At 36.4% G+C, this 15,255-nt stretch carries 19 protein-coding genes; 14 read left to right on the top strand and 5 right to left on the bottom strand.

The window, feature by feature from the left end:
• Nucleotides 1-100: 100 nt before the first annotated feature.
• Together groES and groL are read left to right on the top strand one after the other, a co-directional pair.
• Entirely contained in the window at nucleotides 101-391 is a 291-nt protein-coding gene (gene groES / locus PWP26_RS06200; protein WP_038061725.1) for a co-chaperone GroES, read from the top strand.
• Between the two features lie 55 nt (nucleotides 392-446).
• Nucleotides 447-2,066, top strand: a complete 1,620-nt coding sequence (gene groL / locus PWP26_RS06205; protein WP_301399247.1) for a chaperonin GroEL — start codon at nucleotides 447-449, stop codon at nucleotides 2,064-2,066.
• A 63-nt stretch (nucleotides 2,067-2,129) separates the two neighbouring features.
• Here the strand turns inward: groL and PWP26_RS06210 are convergent, their stop codons facing one another.
• Complete coding sequence (locus PWP26_RS06210) at nucleotides 2,130-2,333, bottom strand: rubredoxin (RefSeq protein WP_038061718.1); 204 nt, start codon at nucleotides 2,331-2,333, stop codon at nucleotides 2,130-2,132.
• A gap of 180 nt (nucleotides 2,334-2,513) precedes the next feature.
• Here PWP26_RS06210 and PWP26_RS06215 point away from each other — a divergent pair, with 180 nt between their 5' ends.
• Nucleotides 2,514-3,797 carry a diguanylate cyclase gene (locus PWP26_RS06215; RefSeq protein WP_301399248.1) on the top strand — a complete coding sequence of 428 codons (1,284 nt, stop codon included), beginning with the start codon at nucleotides 2,514-2,516 and terminating at the stop codon, nucleotides 3,795-3,797.
• Nucleotides 3,798-4,132: 335 nt separating this feature from the next.
• Here the strand turns inward: PWP26_RS06215 and PWP26_RS06220 are convergent, their stop codons facing one another.
• The gene (locus PWP26_RS06220) at nucleotides 4,133-4,267 is read right to left on the bottom strand and encodes a hypothetical protein (protein WP_268745239.1); all 135 of its coding nucleotides are present in this window, start codon (nucleotides 4,265-4,267) and stop codon (nucleotides 4,133-4,135) included.
• Between the two features lie 70 nt (nucleotides 4,268-4,337).
• On the opposite strand from PWP26_RS06220, the gene PWP26_RS06225 reads away from it, so the two are divergent.
• The 9 genes from PWP26_RS06225 to pyrF all read left to right on the top strand — a co-directional run bounded on the left by PWP26_RS06225 (nucleotide 4,338) and on the right by pyrF (nucleotide 9,639).
• Entirely contained in the window at nucleotides 4,338-4,616 is a 279-nt protein-coding gene (locus PWP26_RS06225) for a methyl-accepting chemotaxis protein (protein ID WP_268745238.1), read from the top strand.
• A gap of 30 nt (nucleotides 4,617-4,646) precedes the next feature.
• Nucleotides 4,647-5,051, top strand: a complete 405-nt coding sequence (locus PWP26_RS06230; RefSeq protein ID WP_301399249.1) for a hypothetical protein — start codon at nucleotides 4,647-4,649, stop codon at nucleotides 5,049-5,051.
• Nucleotides 5,052-5,218: 167 nt separating this feature from the next.
• Nucleotides 5,219-6,211: a PhoH family protein gene (locus tag PWP26_RS06235; RefSeq protein WP_038061709.1), complete on the top strand. Its 993-nt coding sequence runs from the start codon at nucleotides 5,219-5,221 to the stop codon at nucleotides 6,209-6,211.
• Nucleotides 6,212-6,496 (top strand): YggT family protein, encoded by a 285-nt coding sequence (locus PWP26_RS06240; RefSeq protein WP_038061707.1) that lies wholly within the window; start codon nucleotides 6,212-6,214, stop codon nucleotides 6,494-6,496.
• 10 nt (nucleotides 6,497-6,506) lie between these two features.
• The gene (locus tag PWP26_RS06245; RefSeq protein WP_051754500.1) at nucleotides 6,507-6,782 is read left to right on the top strand and encodes a DUF167 domain-containing protein; all 276 of its coding nucleotides are present in this window, start codon (nucleotides 6,507-6,509) and stop codon (nucleotides 6,780-6,782) included.
• Nucleotides 6,783-6,795: 13 nt separating this feature from the next.
• Entirely contained in the window at nucleotides 6,796-7,455 is a 660-nt protein-coding gene (locus PWP26_RS06250) for an HAD family phosphatase (RefSeq protein WP_273010470.1), read from the top strand.
• Entirely contained in the window at nucleotides 7,436-8,398 is a 963-nt protein-coding gene (locus tag PWP26_RS06255) for an RsmB/NOP family class I SAM-dependent RNA methyltransferase (protein WP_273010471.1), read from the top strand. Before PWP26_RS06250 ends, PWP26_RS06255 begins: the two co-directional genes overlap by 20 nt.
• Nucleotides 8,399-8,456: 58 nt before the next feature.
• Nucleotides 8,457-8,915 carry a transcriptional regulator NrdR gene (nrdR, locus tag PWP26_RS06260; protein WP_022856110.1) on the top strand — a complete coding sequence of 153 codons (459 nt, stop codon included), beginning with the start codon at nucleotides 8,457-8,459 and terminating at the stop codon, nucleotides 8,913-8,915.
• On the top strand, nucleotides 8,899-9,639 hold the full coding sequence (gene pyrF / locus PWP26_RS06265) for an orotidine-5'-phosphate decarboxylase (protein WP_301399250.1): 741 nt from the start codon (nucleotides 8,899-8,901) through the stop codon (nucleotides 9,637-9,639). Before nrdR ends, pyrF begins: the two co-directional genes overlap by 17 nt.
• A gap of 4 nt (nucleotides 9,640-9,643) precedes the next feature.
• On the opposite strand, the gene PWP26_RS06270 is transcribed toward pyrF, so the two are convergent.
• The 3 genes from PWP26_RS06270 to PWP26_RS06280 form a co-directional block, all read right to left on the bottom strand.
• Nucleotides 9,644-10,369, bottom strand: coding sequence for a SapC family protein (locus tag PWP26_RS06270; RefSeq protein WP_301399251.1), 726 nt, complete (start codon nucleotides 10,367-10,369; stop codon nucleotides 9,644-9,646).
• Nucleotides 10,370-10,384: 15 nt separating this feature from the next.
• Nucleotides 10,385-12,526 carry a methyltransferase domain-containing protein gene (locus PWP26_RS06275; RefSeq protein WP_301399252.1) on the bottom strand — a complete coding sequence of 714 codons (2,142 nt, stop codon included), beginning with the start codon at nucleotides 12,524-12,526 and terminating at the stop codon, nucleotides 10,385-10,387.
• A gap of 170 nt (nucleotides 12,527-12,696) precedes the next feature.
• Nucleotides 12,697-13,191 carry an HIT domain-containing protein gene (locus PWP26_RS06280; protein WP_287568648.1) on the bottom strand — a complete coding sequence of 165 codons (495 nt, stop codon included), beginning with the start codon at nucleotides 13,189-13,191 and terminating at the stop codon, nucleotides 12,697-12,699.
• A 107-nt stretch (nucleotides 13,192-13,298) separates the two neighbouring features.
• Here PWP26_RS06280 and PWP26_RS06285 point away from each other — a divergent pair, with 107 nt between their 5' ends.
• Nucleotides 13,299-14,288 carry a flippase-like domain-containing protein gene (locus PWP26_RS06285; RefSeq protein WP_301399253.1) on the top strand — a complete coding sequence of 330 codons (990 nt, stop codon included), beginning with the start codon at nucleotides 13,299-13,301 and terminating at the stop codon, nucleotides 14,286-14,288.
• Between the two features lie 3 nt (nucleotides 14,289-14,291).
• Nucleotides 14,292-15,242, top strand: coding sequence for a tetraacyldisaccharide 4'-kinase (lpxK, locus tag PWP26_RS06290; protein ID WP_301399254.1), 951 nt, complete (start codon nucleotides 14,292-14,294; stop codon nucleotides 15,240-15,242).
• Nucleotides 15,243-15,255: the final 13 nt, after the last annotated feature.

Below are 15,255 nucleotides of genomic sequence, written 5' to 3' on the forward strand. Positions count from 1 at the left end.
CTTGACTACCTTGTCTTTTAAAATCGAATGATTATTTTTTTTTCGTAATTTAATTCTTAGGGTTTAAAAATCAAAAAATCTTTAAGGAGGAGGTGGCAGTATGAAGATCAGACCTTTACATGATCGCATTTTAGTTCAACGCATCGAAGAAGAACAGAGGACTGAATCTGGAATCATCATCCCAGATACAGCGAAGGAAAAACCTATCATGGGTAAAGTGATTGCTGTAGGCGATGGTAGGGTTTTAGAAAACGGTCAAAAACAGCCTTTAACCGTCAAAGAAGGAGATAAAATCCTTTTCAGTAAATATGCTGGAACTGAAATTAAGATCAAAGGTGAAGAGTATCTTATCATGAGAGAAGATGATGTCTTAGCTATCATTGAAGACTAATAAGGCTAAGTTCTAAAGTAAATATAAATAAAAACTACCGAAAGGAGGGGATGTTATGGCTGCAAAGGAGATTATTTATGGGGCTAATACTAGAGAAAAAATTTTAAGAGGAGTTGACAAATTAGCTGACGCAGTAAAAGTTACTCTTGGTCCCAAAGGAAGAAACGTAATCTTGGAAAGGTCCTTTGGTTCTCCTTTGATTACCAAAGATGGTGTAACTGTGGCTAAGGAGATAGAGTTAGAAGATAAGTTTGAAAATATGGGTGCCCAGATGGTAAAAGAGGTGGCGTCTAAGACCAACGATGTGGCTGGAGACGGAACCACTACAGCTACCTTACTTGCTCAGGCTATCTTTCAAGAGGGTATCAAACTTGTGGCAGCTGGTATCAACCCCATGGCTATCAAACGTGGTATTGATAAGGCAGTAGATATCGTAGTCAAAGAGCTTGAAAAATTAGCTCAGCCTTGCAAATCTCGTCAGGAAATCGCTCAAGTAGCTACCATTTCTGCTAATAACGATGTGGCTATCGGAAACCTTATAGCTGATGCCATGGATAAGGTAGGAAAAGAAGGGGTTATTACTGTAGAAGAGTCTAAGGGACTTGAAACTTATCTTGAAGTAGTTGAAGGTATGCAGTTTGATAGAGGATATATTTCTCCTTATTTTATAACCGATCCAGAAAAGATGGAATGTGTATTAGAGGATCCATACATTCTGGTTTATGATAAGAAAATAAGCTCTATGAAAGACCTTTTACCTGTACTTGAACAGGTAGCTAGGGCTGGTAAACCTATTTTAATCATTGCTGAGGATGTAGAAGGTGAAGCTTTGGCTACTTTGGTAGTAAACAAGCTCAGAGGAGTTCTCCAGTGCTGCGCTGTAAAGGCTCCTGGCTTTGGTGAGAGAAGAAAAGCCATGCTTCAGGATATCGCCATCCTAACAGGTGGTACTTTTGTATCTGAAGAGCTTGGTATGAAACTTGAAAACGTTCAGCTTAAAGACCTTGGAAGGGCAAGAAGAGTGGTAGTAACCAAAGAACATACCACCATCATCGATGGGGCTGGCAAGAAAGAAGACATCGAGGCTCGTATCAAACAGATACGTGCTCAGATCGAAGAAACCACCTCTGATTATGACCGTGAGAAACTTCAGGAGAGGTTGGCTAAACTTGTAGGTGGAGTTGCAGTAATTTATGTTGGAGCTGCTACTGAAACTGAGATGAAAGAAAAGAAAGCTAGGGTTGAGGACGCCCTTAATGCTACTAAAGCAGCAGTAGAGGAAGGTATCGTCCCTGGTGGTGGAACGGCTTATATCAGGTGCTTACCAGCTTTAGAAGCTGTCAAGCTTGAGGGTGATGAACAGTATGGTGTAGAAATCATCAAAAAAGCTTTAGAAGCTCCTTTACGTCAGATTGCTTTTAACGCCGGTTTTGAAGGTTCTATCATCGTAGAAAAAGTAAAAGAAGGAAAGGGTAGTTTCGGGTTTGATGCTGCTACCGGCGAGTTTAAAGATTTGATAGCTGCTGGAATTATCGACCCGAAGAAAGTAAGCCGTTGTGCCCTTCAGAATGCCGCTTCTGTGGCTGGATTGTTGTTAACTACCGAGGCTATGGTAGCTGAGAAACCCAAAAAAGAAGAAAAAATGCCTTCTATGCCCGGAGGAGGAGAATTTTAAGTTCTGATTGAGTCTTTAGCCCCTGGGAAATCCCCAGGGGCTTTTTTTATTATTTTCCTTTATTTATTTTTCTTCTACAAGGTCCTTAAGTCTCTTAAAATTTTTTTTAGGGTTTCCACAGTTAGGACAAGTCCAGGTTTCAGGAAGGGCCTCAAAAGGGGTGTTTGGAGGGATGTGTTGGTGTTTATCCCCTTTTGAGGGAAGATAGATATAACCACAGTTGTTCAAAGTACAAACCCAAGCGTTTTTTAAATCTTTGGTGATCATGGCCTCACCTCATTTTGTAAATGTTTCTAATAATAAATTATTAACCAAAAATTTTGAAACGGTCAATAAAATTGGTAAAAATTTATCACTCGTTTATAAATTTTATTATAAAATTTTTTTAGAATAAAACTTATAAACTTAGTTTTTTATGTTGTCAAAAATAAAAGGAGCAAAAGCATGATGATGAGAAAGATTTTGGTAATACTTCCTGTAACATTTTTAAGAAAATTGGTGGAAGATATACTAAAAAATTACTTTCACGATATTTCTTTAGTAGCTACAGTCAAAGAAGCTTTGAGTTTGATAAAAGCTGGTCAAATTCCTGATTTGATAATTTCCTCATATATTTTAGAGGATGGAGATGTTTTTGATCTGTTAGAAGCACTTGAAAAAGAGCAAAAAATCCAAAAAGTTCCGGTTTTATTGTTAACTTCAGAAGAGGACCCAGAGTTGATAGAGAGGGCTTTAAAAAAAGGTGTATTAGAGGTTATCCTGAAAAAGGATATACCTAAAAAACTTCCTAAGGTTTTAAAAGATTTTGTCAGAATCATAGAGCTGCAACATTTAGAAGGTAACATTCTTTACTTAGAAGATACAAATTTATACATAAAATTTTTAAACCAGCTTTTATTACAGACTAAATTAAAAGTTTTCTCTTTTCAAACCGTAGAAGAAGCTTTAAAGTTTTTTGAACAAAACGATATAGACCTTGTGATAACCGACTACATTTTAGGTGTAGGAGATTCAGGGTTAGATTTAGTTAGAAGTATAAGAGAAAACCCGGAAAAAGGAGATGTTCCTATCATAGTGCTTACCGGATATGATACACCTGCAAGAAGGATAGAGCTTTTTAAAGCAGGTGCAGATGATTACATCCCTAAGCCCCCTTTAAAAGAAGAAATTTTAATCAAGGTTTTTAATTATCTCACTAAAAAGAAAGTTTTAGATCGTTTGAAAGAAAAGATAAGAGAATTAGAAAGTCTCTACATAAAAGATCCGTTGACCGGTCTTTACAACCGCAACGTGATTGAAGATTTTTTGCTAAAAGAATTTGAAAGGGCCAAAAGACATAACTACGATATAGGGTTTATAATGGCTGATTTAGATAAATTTAAAGAGATAAACGACAAGTTTGGACATCTGACCGGAGATAAGGTTATCAAAACCTTTGCTCAGATCATTTTAAACAACATAAGAAAGACAGATTATGGAATAAGGTATGGAGGCGAAGAGTTTTTGATAGTGTGCCCTCATATGGACTACCAACAGGTGATTAGGAAGGCAGAAGAGATGAGAAAAGAACTTGAAGAAGCTAATGTAGACGGAATTAAGATTACCGCAAGCTTTGGAGTTACCTCTTTGGGTTTACATCCAGACAAATCTTTAGAAGAACTTATTGATATAGCAGACCAGGCACTTTATAATGCCAAGTCTTTAGGCAGAAACACGGTAAAGTTTTTGTAATCAATATATTCAAACCATCTTCACGCGCCTTATCGGACGAGGCTGTGTTTGAGAGTTTAAAAGAGGATATGGAGTAATATTTTTAAAACCAGGTAAAATTGTTGCAAAGAATAGGTTGTAGGTAGAAAATGGGTAGATTTGAAAATGATATTTGGAAATGGTATTTGGATAAAAATTATAGAAAAATTTTTATTTTACTCTCTATCGGAAAATTTAGGACAATGTGAACTTACAAGGGTAATTTATATCTTGACGAAGTTTTTGAGTTAACTTAAAATTTATTATAAATATTTTAGTTGCCAATTTGTGGGGAATTTACTCAACTTGGTATGGGTTCAAATTGTTTTAAAATGAAGTTCAACATCAAGCTCCACATCGACTCTTATCTCTAAACAAGACTTTAAAGTTCCAAAACTTGAACTTGGGCTTTTTTTGTCTACCAGAACTTTACCACTCTTTACCGCAGGCACCAAAGTGCAGTTTAATCTTAACCAAGCAAATTTTCTTTATGGTTGTCCAGTGCTGTTTAAACTATAAAAATTGCAGGAGGGTTTTGGCAGAATTTACAGTTTACAGCAAAAGGTAGACTTAATGCTTACTGTTTTAAACCACATTAAAGACATCTCCGAACAGATAACCATTTTAGCTATAAACTCAAGCATAGAGGCAGCTCGTGCTGGAAAGGCAGGGGCTGGATTCTCTGTGATTGCTGATGAAATAAGGAAACTTGCGATAAAAATTGAGAGTATAGTAAAGGATATTCTTTTTAAAATGAAAACACTACAGGAAGAAATGGATAAAAGCTATGAATTTTTTTAGGCCCAGTTAAAAAACACAGAGCTTTCTTTGATGCTTGAGTCTATGAAACAATCAACACAAAAAATGGAGATAGATTTTGAACAGGTAGGTAGGTTGATTGTAAAACTTGTTGGTGAGATAGACAAACAAAATACCATCATCTTTAACACCATCTCTGATTTGCTTGGGAAGGTTCAATTCCAAGATGTAGTAAGACAAAGACTTGAAAAGCTTTGTGAGGTATGTTCTGAGATTTCTGAATATAACAGAAGACTTTTACGCTGGGTAGATAACCCTGATAAAGAAGAACAACCTGAGGAGATAAAAGTTTTGGTTGAGAAAATGAAACAAAATTATATCATGGAAGACCAGAGAAGAGTTCACGCTGAGGTTTTTAATGAAGAGACCAAAATAAAAGAGGAAGCCCCCAAAATAGAACTTTTTAAAAACTGGTAAAGTTTGTCAAAATGATTAACCTTTCAGTTTTTACCTGCCGAAATTTAAATTGAGTGTTGAATATTCTAAATCAAAACCGCGGGGGTTTCTTTTTAAGCACTTGAAAATCTCGATTTATTATTTATTATTTAACTAACTAAATTTTAAAGTTGAGGTGTAATGGATTGATGAGTTTACAGGAAGTAAAACCAGAATTAAGCGTTAAAGAAGTGGTTTTAGAGGATTATCCTATTGTTAGAACCCTTTATGGAGAAAGGGGAAACAATTTTAAAATTTTAGAAAATTTTTTTAGGGTTCAGATTTCTCTTAAGGGAAATCACATCTTTATCAAAGGAGAGCCTATAGACCTTGAGCTTGCGGAAAAAACCATAGCTGAGCTTTATGGATTAATAAAATCAGGATATACCATCTATCCTTCAGACGTAGAATATGCCTCAAGGATTATCCTTGAAAACCCAAAAGCTAACCTTAAGGAGATTTTTTTAGATACCATCTTTGTTACCTCAGGGCGTAAGGTTATTACCCCTAAGGGTATTACGCAAAAAAAATATATAGAGGCCATCAGAAGGTCTGAAATAGTTTTTGGGATAGGACCTGCTGGTACGGGAAAAACTTATTTGGCTGTTGCTATGGCGGTTTCTTACCTGATGAAAGGAGAGGTTAACAGACTTATTTTAGTCAGACCTGCGGTAGAGGCAGGAGAAAAATTAGGTTTTCTACCTGGTGACATTGCAGAAAAGGTTAATCCATATCTTAGGCCTTTGTATGATGCTCTTTATGATATGCTTTCCTTTGATAAGGTGGCAAGGTTGTTTCAAAAAGGGGCGATAGAGATAGCTCCCTTAGCCTTTATGAGAGGAAGAACCTTGAATGAGGCCTTTATCATCTTGGATGAAGCTCAAAACACAACCTCTGAGCAGATGAAAATGTTCTTGACCCGTCTTGGGCAAAATTCTAAAGCAGTTATCACCGGAGACGTGACCCAGATAGATTTGCCTGATCCTAAAAAATCAGGTCTTCTTGAGGCTATGGAAGTTCTTGAGGGTATTGAAGGTATTTCTTTTATTTACTTTACTAAGAGTGACGTAGTAAGACATCCTATCGTTCAACGAATTATAGAGGCCTATGAAAAAAAAGAACAAAAGGAGAAGAAAGGTTAAATGCTAAGCATTCTATTAAAATCTCTTTACCAGGTGATAGACCTTTTGTTAAGTGTTTATGTATGGATTATCATCGCAAGGTGTATTATCTCTTGGGTAAACCCCTATCCTTATCATCCGGTAGTAAGGTTTTTATATAGGGTAACTGAACCTGTGCTTGGGCCAGCAAGAAGGATTATCCCACCGATAGCTGGTTTAGACTTGAGCCCTATATTGGTGATTTTCTTGATTTACTTTGTTCAAAACCTGATGCAGTACTTAGTAACCAGATATCTATTTTTCTAAAATTCCTGTTATGGTGTTAGAGATAAAGGTTCATCCAGAAAAAAAGAAAGACCGTATTTCAGGTTATAAACTCCCTAATTTTTTAGAGGTAGAGCTTAAGGCCAAACCTCAAAATAACCAGGCTAACGAAGCCTTAATCCGATTTTTGAGCACAATTTTTAACATTTCAGAGAAGCAGATAAAAATTCTCAAAGGAAAAACTCAACCTAAAAAACTGGTAAACTTGGAAGGGCTTGATCTCAATCAATTTGAGATTTATGTCAAAAAAGTTTTAGACAGGGATTAAAAAAGGACCATATATGAAGCCCTTTGTTTTTTTTGACCTTGACGGAACTCTAATAGACAGTATGCCTTATCATGCTAAAGCCTGGATAGAGGCTCTGGCTGAATATGGTATAAAGTTTAAAGAAGAAGAGGTGTATCTATACGAAGGGGCTATAGAGTTTGAGATGGTCCGAGATATTTTTTTGCAAAAAGGGTTTACCATAGACAAAAATTTTTTTGAAAACCTTTTTAAAAAACAAAAGGCTATTTTTCTTAGTCGTTATGCCTCGAAAGTCAAACCTTTTCCTGAGGTTCCAGGTATTTTAGAAACCTTAAAAAAAGAAAAGAAAGGTTTAGCCCTGGTTACCAGTTCTCATGCAGAAATTTTAGAGAAAGTTTTACCTAAGAGTTTTTATTCTTATTTTTCGGTAGTACTTACAGGGGATAAAATAAAGAAAAGAAAGCCTCATCCAGATCCGTATTTAGAGGCGTTAAAGGCTTTTAATGTCTCGATAGAACAAGGTTTGGTGGTAGAAAATTCTCCTGCAGGAGTGACTTCAGCCAAAAGGGCAAATCTTTTTTGTGTAGCTATTACTACCACCTTACCTGAGGAACACCTAAGGTTGGCAGACCTGATAGTAAAAGACCATACCGAGCTTAAAGAGGTTTTGTTGAATGGGAAAGGAAAGGGTTAAAAACCACAGACCTTTGGACTATAAAGAGTATTTTGCACAATATCAGGATTTGATCCCTGATTATTCAGAGTTTTTAGAATGTTTAAAAAAACAGCATCGTCAGTATTTTTGTATAAACACCCTAAAGATAAGAACTCACGAGGAGAAGGAGCGTCTTTTAGAAATTTTAAGACAAAAAAATATTCAGTTTGAACCGGTTCAAGAGGTTCCTTTTTTTTATAGGGTGGTTAACAACGAAGAGGTTTCGTTAGGAAATTTAGAGGAGTATAGTTTAGGTTTAATCCATTCTATGACCTTAGCGAGTAGTCTTCCTGTAATAGCCCTTGATCCTAAACCAGGAGATTTAGTGCTTGATTTATGTGCTGCTCCAGGAGGGAAAACTTGTCTTATAGCCATTTTAACCCAAGATAAAGCTACCGTGGTAGCTAACGACAAAAGAGTAGACCGTTTAACCGCTTTGGTAGCCAATCTTAAACGTTTAGGGGTTGCTTCTGCCATAACTACCCGTTATCGAGGAGAACAGTTCCCCTTTGGGATTCCTTTTAATAAGGTGTTGGTCGATGCCCCTTGTTCTGGAGAAGGAAGATATAGGGTGGGTCTTGAAGGTGAAATCCTTTATCAAAAAGGATATGGCAAAACTAACCTCCAGTCTATTCAAAAAGGTTTGTTAGTAAGGGCCTTTGACCTTTTATCTCCAGGAGGGGTGTTGGTTTATAGCACCTGTACGATAAACCCAAAAGAAAACGAGGAAGTAGTAGACTATCTTTTGCGAAAAAGACAGGCTAAACTGGTAGATTGGGTTTCTCCTCTTCCTTATCATGAAGGAGTTACTGAATGGGAAGGCAAACCTTATCATCCAGACCTAAGGCTTACTAAAAGGTATTATACTCATAAAATAGATGCCGTAGGCTTTTTTGTCGCTAAAATTATCAAGTTAGTTTAGCTTATTTAACAGATACGTATAATTTAAAAATTTTCAAAATAAAGTATAATAATTCTCTATGAAATGTCCAAGATGTAAGGTCTTAGAAACCAAAGTCATAGACTCAAGGGTTATAGAAGAAGGGTATACCATAAGAAGAAGGCGAGAATGTACCAATTGTGGATACAGGTTTACTACCTATGAAAAACTTGAGTTAGATATCATGATAGTTAAAAAGGATGGAAGAAGAGAACCTTATAATCGGGAAAAGCTTATTTCAGGCATAAGAAAGGCTTGTCACAAAAGGTCTATCAGCGAAGAGGCTATCTTAAGTTTTGTAAACGAGCTTGAGCTTGACCTTATTCAAAGGGGAGAAAAAGAGGTGCCTTCTGGATATCTGGGAGAACGGGTAATGCAGGCTTTAAAGGCTTGGGATAAGGTGGCTTATATACGTTTTGCTTCAGTTTATAAGGACTTTAAAGACGTAGAAGAATTTCTAACCCAAATAAAAGAGTTGAACCATGATGAACCCTCGTGATAGGATAGTATTCCCTTTAGATGTCCCAACTATAGATGAGGCTTTAAGATGGGTAGATAGACTAAAGGACTTGGTAGGGGTCTTTAAAGTTGGTTTTGAACTTTATACAAGTTGTGGCCCCAAAGTAATAGAAGAGATAAAAAAGAGATGCGATAACAAAATCTTTTTAGATTTAAAATTAAACGACATCCCGAATACTGTACTTAGGACTATAAGGGTAGCCTCTAATTTAGGGGTTGATTGGATAACCGTTCATGCTCTTTCTGGGGTAGAAAGTTTAAAAAGCGCGGTAAGTGCCGCTTACAACAACCTAAAAATATTAGCTGTTACGGTTTTAACCTCACTTGAGAGAGCAGACCTTATGGAATTAGGCTTTAACGCTGAACTGGTAAGGGAGGTTAAAGACTTGGTTTTAAGGTTAACCAAAATTGCTTATAAAGCTGGTTGTGATGGGATAGTTTGTTCAGCCAAAGAAACATCTCAAATAAAAGAAGTCTATCCTGAATTGTTTACTGTGGTCCCGGGTATTAGGTTGGAAGGAGCAAGAAAGGATGACCAAGTAAGAGTAGTCACCCCTTATGAAGCCATCCTTTCTGGCGCAGACTATCTTGTGATAGGAAGACCTATCAGAGAAGCCTTTTCTCCTGAAAAAACATGTATAGAGATCGCCGAAGAAATAGAAAAAGCCTTAGCCCTAAAGAATCAAAACAAGGATAGCGGATAAAAATTTAATAAATTTCTATGGTTTCACTATACAATAGTTCAAAAATCTTAAAATTTCTGACACTAAAATAGGCTCCATAAAGTACAGGAAGGTATCCTGAAGTGTTTAGATAATAAAGTTTTTCAGGCTGAAGGCGTTTTAAGGTTTCGATGTTTGCAAGAAACAGATTTTTAAACTCAACCTTTCCTAAAGGTCCGTTCATCACAAAAGATGTCTGGGTGATACAACCTTTTACTAAAAGATCCTGACTAAACTCTAGAGCTTTCTTTAAGTCTAAAGCTAAATCAGTGAGTTTTTTCTTTACCTCAGCAAAGAAAGAAGTCTCTTCTCCTGTTTCGGTAAAAAGGGGCTCTCCTTCTTCGGTTGTGGTAAATCTCTCGTCCACAGCAACCAGAAAGTTTTCTTTCCCTTCTTCTCTAAGATAAACCAGCCCAAAGGGATAAAACTTTACTAACTTGGGAATATAGTCTATCTTAAAACTTCCCTCCTTGGTTAAATAAGGATTCTTGCCTTGGACCCCAAGCACAGCAAAAGGAAAAACCATCCCCTCAGACATACCAAAAAACACGGGATAATACATCGTAGCCGGAAGTATTTCTGAATAGCCAAGGGGTATGATTTCTACCCCTTCCATAAAGGAATAGTTATCAGGTTTTAGAACCTTTAAATTTTTATGTTCTTCTGGTTCAAGGATAACAGGATTTTTAAAAAGTTGAGACGGAGTAAACATTATTAACCCTCCTTTTTAGATTTTATCATCCTTCCACAGTATGTCTACCGCAGAAATATTTATTGCCCTTTGAATAATTTTTTCCCAGTTAAGCCCACTTTTTCCTTTTATTCCTATAGCATACTGAAAGTTTCCTAAGTATCGTGCGTTTATGTATAGAGGGGTGAGGTTTGCTAAAACCAGATTAGCCGTAAATCTTGAAGGAATGAAAAGTCTTTGTCCTTCATCTAACTCTACCTCGGCGCTTTTAGGAGTTATTCCTTCAAGCACGGTCCCTGGGATTAAAGGTTCTGTAAAAATGACTACCTCATCAAACCCGGCAAGTTTTAAACCGTAATACAAGGTCCAGGGTTTAAAACGGTTTAGGTGATGAGGTGGGTAGTCATTGCCCCACCATTGGTATTTTAGATAGGATTTGGCTAAATGTTTAAAAGCAAAATAAGGAGGACAGCTGATGATGGTGGCTCCCCCTTCTTCTAAAAGTTCGTAGATTTCCTTAAGAAAGGTTAAAGGGTTTTCTACATGTTCGATTACCTCAAAGGCTGTGATTACCTTATAGGGGCCTTTAAAATCTGAAGGGAGTTCTTCAAAGGTTAAGGCTTTAGCTACCCTAAGTTTGTAGTATTTTTTGGCAAGTTCAACCGCTTTTTCACTTGCATCTATTCCGTAAACCTCAAACCCTTTAGCCTTAGCAATCAACATAAAATTACCACTTGAACATTCTACGTCTAAAAGTTTACCCTTAGGTAAAACCTCTAAAATAGGAAGCAATACGTTAAACCTGGGAAGACCTTTCCATTTTTTTAGTTCTTTGTCCTCCTCTTTTTCTAATTGTTGATAATTTTTGTAAGGTGTATCTCCAAAACTTAAAAGGTCATCAATCTTTTGTTCATAGGCTATATCATAGTCCATACTTTTACGAGGATAACCAAATTGAAGTCCACAGCTTGGGCATTCAAAAATGCGGTACTGGTTTATGACCTCAAACAGGCTAAAAGGTCCGCTAAAACTACACAAGGGACAGCTTTCTGGTTTTTTATAGTTTTCTTGACAGGCTAACAGAGCATCTTTTAAAGCAAAATAAATCACTTTAGGAGGGATGCTTTCGATACAGGGGCTGTAAAACTGATGCTTAACCTTAGCCTCTGAACAGGGTTCATTAATAGCATGGATTCCACAGGGAGATTTGCAGGTTTGTCCTGTATAATTAGGTCTTACAGGAATAACTGTAGGATAAGTATTAGCCCTCAGTTTGGCTTCAATAGGACCGGTTATAAAAACTGTAGGTTTTTTAAGGCCTCCTGCTATGTGTAAAGTAGAAGTATCTGCAGTGATGACTGCGTCAGATAAGTAAACAGCAGCTATCAAATACCTGAGGTCTTTCATTAAGGCAGAAAGGTTGGCTGCTTTTATCCCGTAAACATCAAGGGTTACCTCTACTGTCAAATCTTCGTCAGGTAGACTACAAATAACAGGAACAAACTCTGTAGAGATTAGGTCTTCGATTTCCTTGAGTAGTTTAGGAGGAAGGGTTCTGTGGACAGAAGAAGCAAGATAGTGAAAAAGCAGTACCTTGTCTTTCCCAGAAACCTCTTTGAATTCTTCAAATATTTTTTTCATCTCTTCTACCACGTTTAAGTCAACCCAAACGTCAGGGGTTTCGTCTTCAGCAAAATAAAGCTTAAACTTCCATAAAAACCATTCAACCATGTTTAGGTTATCAAAGTGAGGTGAATTAACCATTTCTACTGCCTTAACCATGTAGTTAGCTTTTACCACCTCTTTTATAGGAGCAGGATGAGGTAAAAGTTTATCTATATAAGGCAGGTTTTCTAAGACTATACGAGCCCTTCCAGAAACACTTACCCAGAGTTTACTTTTTGGATAGCGTCTTTTGATTTCACGTAAAGCCACCGTAGAACAAAGCACATCCCCTATGGCACCTTGCATAAACACAAAAAGGGTTTTTTCGTTTAGGTCTTCTCCATCATAAAAAGGAGGAAGGACAGAATAGGTTTTCTCAAACTGACTTTGAAGAACTTTAGGTAAAAGAGCAAATACATCGTTAGCAAAAAGCAGCTTTTCCCCAGGTTTTAGGTTAAATTGATAACCGTTAAACTCAAAACTTAGTTTGGTTTTGGCTTGAACGGTAAGCATTATTTCCTCCAAAATAAAGATCTAATGTTTTTACTATAGCATTAGTTATCAAAAAGCATACCGTTTTAAAGACAAAAAAACCGGATTTCTTGAAAGGTTTCCTATGTAATTTATCGATAGCCTATGTGCTAAAAAGTCAAACTTTTGACAATGTATATCTTTACAGAACGTTAAAGCTTGATTTTTTGAAAATAAGGGAATAAGATACGGTATTGAGTTAAAAGATGTTGGGAGATTACCCTTACTTCATCAAGGACAGCCAAAAAGTTAACATCTCCTTCCCATCTGGGGACTATTTGCAGGTGTAGATGGTCGGGATATCCAGCTCCTGCCACTTTTCCCAAATTAAATCCAACATTAAACCCATGGGGTTTGAAGACTTCTTTCAAAATCTTGATGGCTTCTTGAGCCATTTTCATCAAAGCGGTGACCTCCTCATGGGTTAGTTGTTCGAGTTCAGCTACATGTCTTTTTGGAGCTATCAGAAGGTGCCCGGCATTATAAGGGAATTTGTTCATGATAACCAAAACAAAAGGATCTCTATAAAGTATGAGTCTTTCTTCATCAGGCAGATTCCCTTCAGGAGGGCAAAAAATACAACCAAGGTCTTTTTTACCTGATACGTATTCTCCTCTCCAGGGAGCCCACAAAATTTTTCGTTCCATATTTCCCCCTTTTCTAAAGACGAATTTAAGGGTAAAATGATAAATACCTAATCATAACACAAAATAAATGATTGTAAATTGTTAGGTTTTGATATTTATAACTTTATATGTATAAAAATATCGTTTACGGAATATTTTTAACTCTTTTGGTGGTAAGTTTTTCTTTTTTGTACATCTTTGTGAGACATATTCCGCCTAATTTAAAAGGGGTTCTTTTTTCTTTAAACAAGAAGCATCTGCTTTTTTCCTTTTTATCCTTGTTTTCTTTTCATACTTTTGATAACCTGAGGGTGTTTTTTATTTCAAGGGCTCTGGGTTTAAGATATCCTTTTTGGTATGGATATCAGGTTTCTTTGGTAAGCACCTTCGGAGCTACCATAACCCCTGCTCATTTAGGTGGTGAGGTTTTTCCTTTTTATACTTTAAGAAGGGTAGGAGGTGAGATAGCTCAGATTTTAAGTATAATTACCCTCAAAGGTTTTGCCGGTTTAATTTTCTATCTTTTGTTTTTTCCTTTTATGTTAGAAAATCTCGTAAAGCATCCTGAAAAGGGTTTAGAGCTTTTGTTGATGATAGGAAGTTTATTGGTTATTTTTGGTTTGGTTTTTATGGTAGCAAAGGCTGTTTTTAAAAAAAGGCCTCAGATTATTTCTGTTTCGTTTTTGTTTAGGCTAAAGTTTAATTTTTTTAAGTATTTACTTATTTGTAAAAAGTTCTTTAAAATCCATAAGAAGGTGTTTTTTTTAGCCATTCTTTTTAGTCTTCTTATGTACTTTTCTTTTCTTATGGTAGGGATATTTTTGGTTAAGGCTTTTCGTCAAGAAGCCCCTTTTTGGGCTTTGTTTTCAAACCAACTACCTTTACTCTATGCTATCTTTATAAGTCCTACCCCAGGAGGAAGTGGGGTAGGAGAATTAGGGGCGATAGTAGTTTTTAAAGATTTTTTAACTGTTGAGTCCATAGGGATCTTTGCCATGCTTTGGAGAATACTCAGCCAGTATCTTAGTGCTATGATAGGTGGAGTCATTTTTTTTGTGATGGGTACAAAAGACCTTTTAAATAAAAAGAACTCTCAAACAAAACATAGTTTTTTTTAAGGAATGCTAAATCTTTTAAATCCATACTGTTATTTAATAACCCTAAGAAATTTTCTTTATGATCTGGGAGTTTTTAAAAGTTTTAAGTTAGAGGTCCCGGTTATTTCGGTTGGGAATCTTTCTGTAGGGGGGAGTGGAAAAACCTCTTTGGTAAGGTATCTGGCTGAAAAGCTTTCTTGTTTAGGTAAGGTAGCCATAGTATCAAGAGGTTATAAAAGAAGATCTAAGGGTTTTCAGTTAGTTTATTTTCAAAAAAAAGTTCTTCAGCCGGTGGAAAAGGCAGGGGATGAGCCTTACTTTTTGGCTAAGGTGTTTGAGAAAAAAGGTTTGGACCTGGTGATTATCGTTGACGAAGATAGGGTAAGAGGGGCCAGAAGAGCGATCAAAGAGTTTGGTGCAAACCTTATTCTTCTTGATGACGGATTCCAACACAGAAGACTTTTTAGAGACATAGACCTTGTGCTTTTAAAAAAAGAAGACCTGAACCAAACGTTATTACCTTTTGGAAAACTAAGAGAACCTCTTTCAGGATTAAAAAGAGCTACCGCCCTTATCCTTACCTATCAAGAACTTTTTCCTTTTGATTTTGAGTTTAACCAAAAACCAGTGTTTAAGCTTTACCGAGAAAACTGGCAGGTTTTGAACCATAGGTTAGAACCTGTTCCTATTCCGGAAAAAGAGTTTATAGCCTTTTGTGGGCTTGGAGATAATATCCAGTTTTTGGATATCGTAAAACGTTTAGGTCTTAGAATAAAACGTTTTATCGCTTTTCCAGACCATTACGATTATCGAGCCTTTGAACTATCGTCTCAAGAAAACTACCTCACCACCTTAAAAGATGGGGTGAAACTTCCATGGTCTGAAAACCTCTTTTTTTTAGATTTTTCTGTAAGAGTAGAAGGTCTTCTTGAATTTATACAAAAAACATTAAAAAATAAAACCTCAATGGGGTAGATAACATGAAAAT

The sequence above is a fragment of the Thermodesulfobacterium sp. genome (genome assembly GCF_030445475.1).
In the GTDB taxonomy this organism is placed as follows: domain Bacteria; phylum Desulfobacterota; class Thermodesulfobacteria; order Thermodesulfobacteriales; family Thermodesulfobacteriaceae; genus Thermodesulfobacterium; species Thermodesulfobacterium commune.

What these genes read in the sequence shown, in the direction of transcription:
- PWP26_RS06270 (WP_301399251.1), bottom strand. Translation starts at nt 10,369, where the DNA reads ATGTTTACTCCGTCTCAACTTTTTAAAAATCCTGTTATCCTTGAACCA.
- groES (WP_038061725.1), top strand. Translation starts at nt 101, where the DNA reads ATGAAGATCAGACCTTTACATGATCGCATTTTAGTTCAACGCATCGAA.
- lpxK (WP_301399254.1), top strand. Translation starts at nt 14,292, where the DNA reads ATGCTAAATCTTTTAAATCCATACTGTTATTTAATAACCCTAAGAAAT.
- PWP26_RS06245 (WP_051754500.1), top strand. Translation starts at nt 6,507, where the DNA reads ATGGTGTTAGAGATAAAGGTTCATCCAGAAAAAAAGAAAGACCGTATT.
- PWP26_RS06240 (WP_038061707.1), top strand. Translation starts at nt 6,212, where the DNA reads ATGCTAAGCATTCTATTAAAATCTCTTTACCAGGTGATAGACCTTTTG.
- PWP26_RS06210 (WP_038061718.1), bottom strand. Translation starts at nt 2,333, where the DNA reads ATGATCACCAAAGATTTAAAAAACGCTTGGGTTTGTACTTTGAACAAC.
- PWP26_RS06285 (WP_301399253.1), top strand. Translation starts at nt 13,299, where the DNA reads ATGTATAAAAATATCGTTTACGGAATATTTTTAACTCTTTTGGTGGTA.
- pyrF (WP_301399250.1), top strand. Translation starts at nt 8,899, where the DNA reads ATGATGAACCCTCGTGATAGGATAGTATTCCCTTTAGATGTCCCAACT.
- PWP26_RS06250 (WP_273010470.1), top strand. Translation starts at nt 6,796, where the DNA reads ATGAAGCCCTTTGTTTTTTTTGACCTTGACGGAACTCTAATAGACAGT.
- PWP26_RS06215 (WP_301399248.1), top strand. Translation starts at nt 2,514, where the DNA reads ATGATGAGAAAGATTTTGGTAATACTTCCTGTAACATTTTTAAGAAAA.
- PWP26_RS06235 (WP_038061709.1), top strand. Translation starts at nt 5,219, where the DNA reads ATGAGTTTACAGGAAGTAAAACCAGAATTAAGCGTTAAAGAAGTGGTT.
- PWP26_RS06230 (WP_301399249.1), top strand. Translation starts at nt 4,647, where the DNA reads ATGCTTGAGTCTATGAAACAATCAACACAAAAAATGGAGATAGATTTT.
- PWP26_RS06255 (WP_273010471.1), top strand. Translation starts at nt 7,436, where the DNA reads ATGGGAAAGGAAAGGGTTAAAAACCACAGACCTTTGGACTATAAAGAG.
- nrdR (WP_022856110.1), top strand. Translation starts at nt 8,457, where the DNA reads ATGAAATGTCCAAGATGTAAGGTCTTAGAAACCAAAGTCATAGACTCA.
- PWP26_RS06275 (WP_301399252.1), bottom strand. Translation starts at nt 12,526, where the DNA reads ATGCTTACCGTTCAAGCCAAAACCAAACTAAGTTTTGAGTTTAACGGT.
- groL (WP_301399247.1), top strand. Translation starts at nt 447, where the DNA reads ATGGCTGCAAAGGAGATTATTTATGGGGCTAATACTAGAGAAAAAATT.
- PWP26_RS06280 (WP_287568648.1), bottom strand. Translation starts at nt 13,191, where the DNA reads ATGGAACGAAAAATTTTGTGGGCTCCCTGGAGAGGAGAATACGTATCA.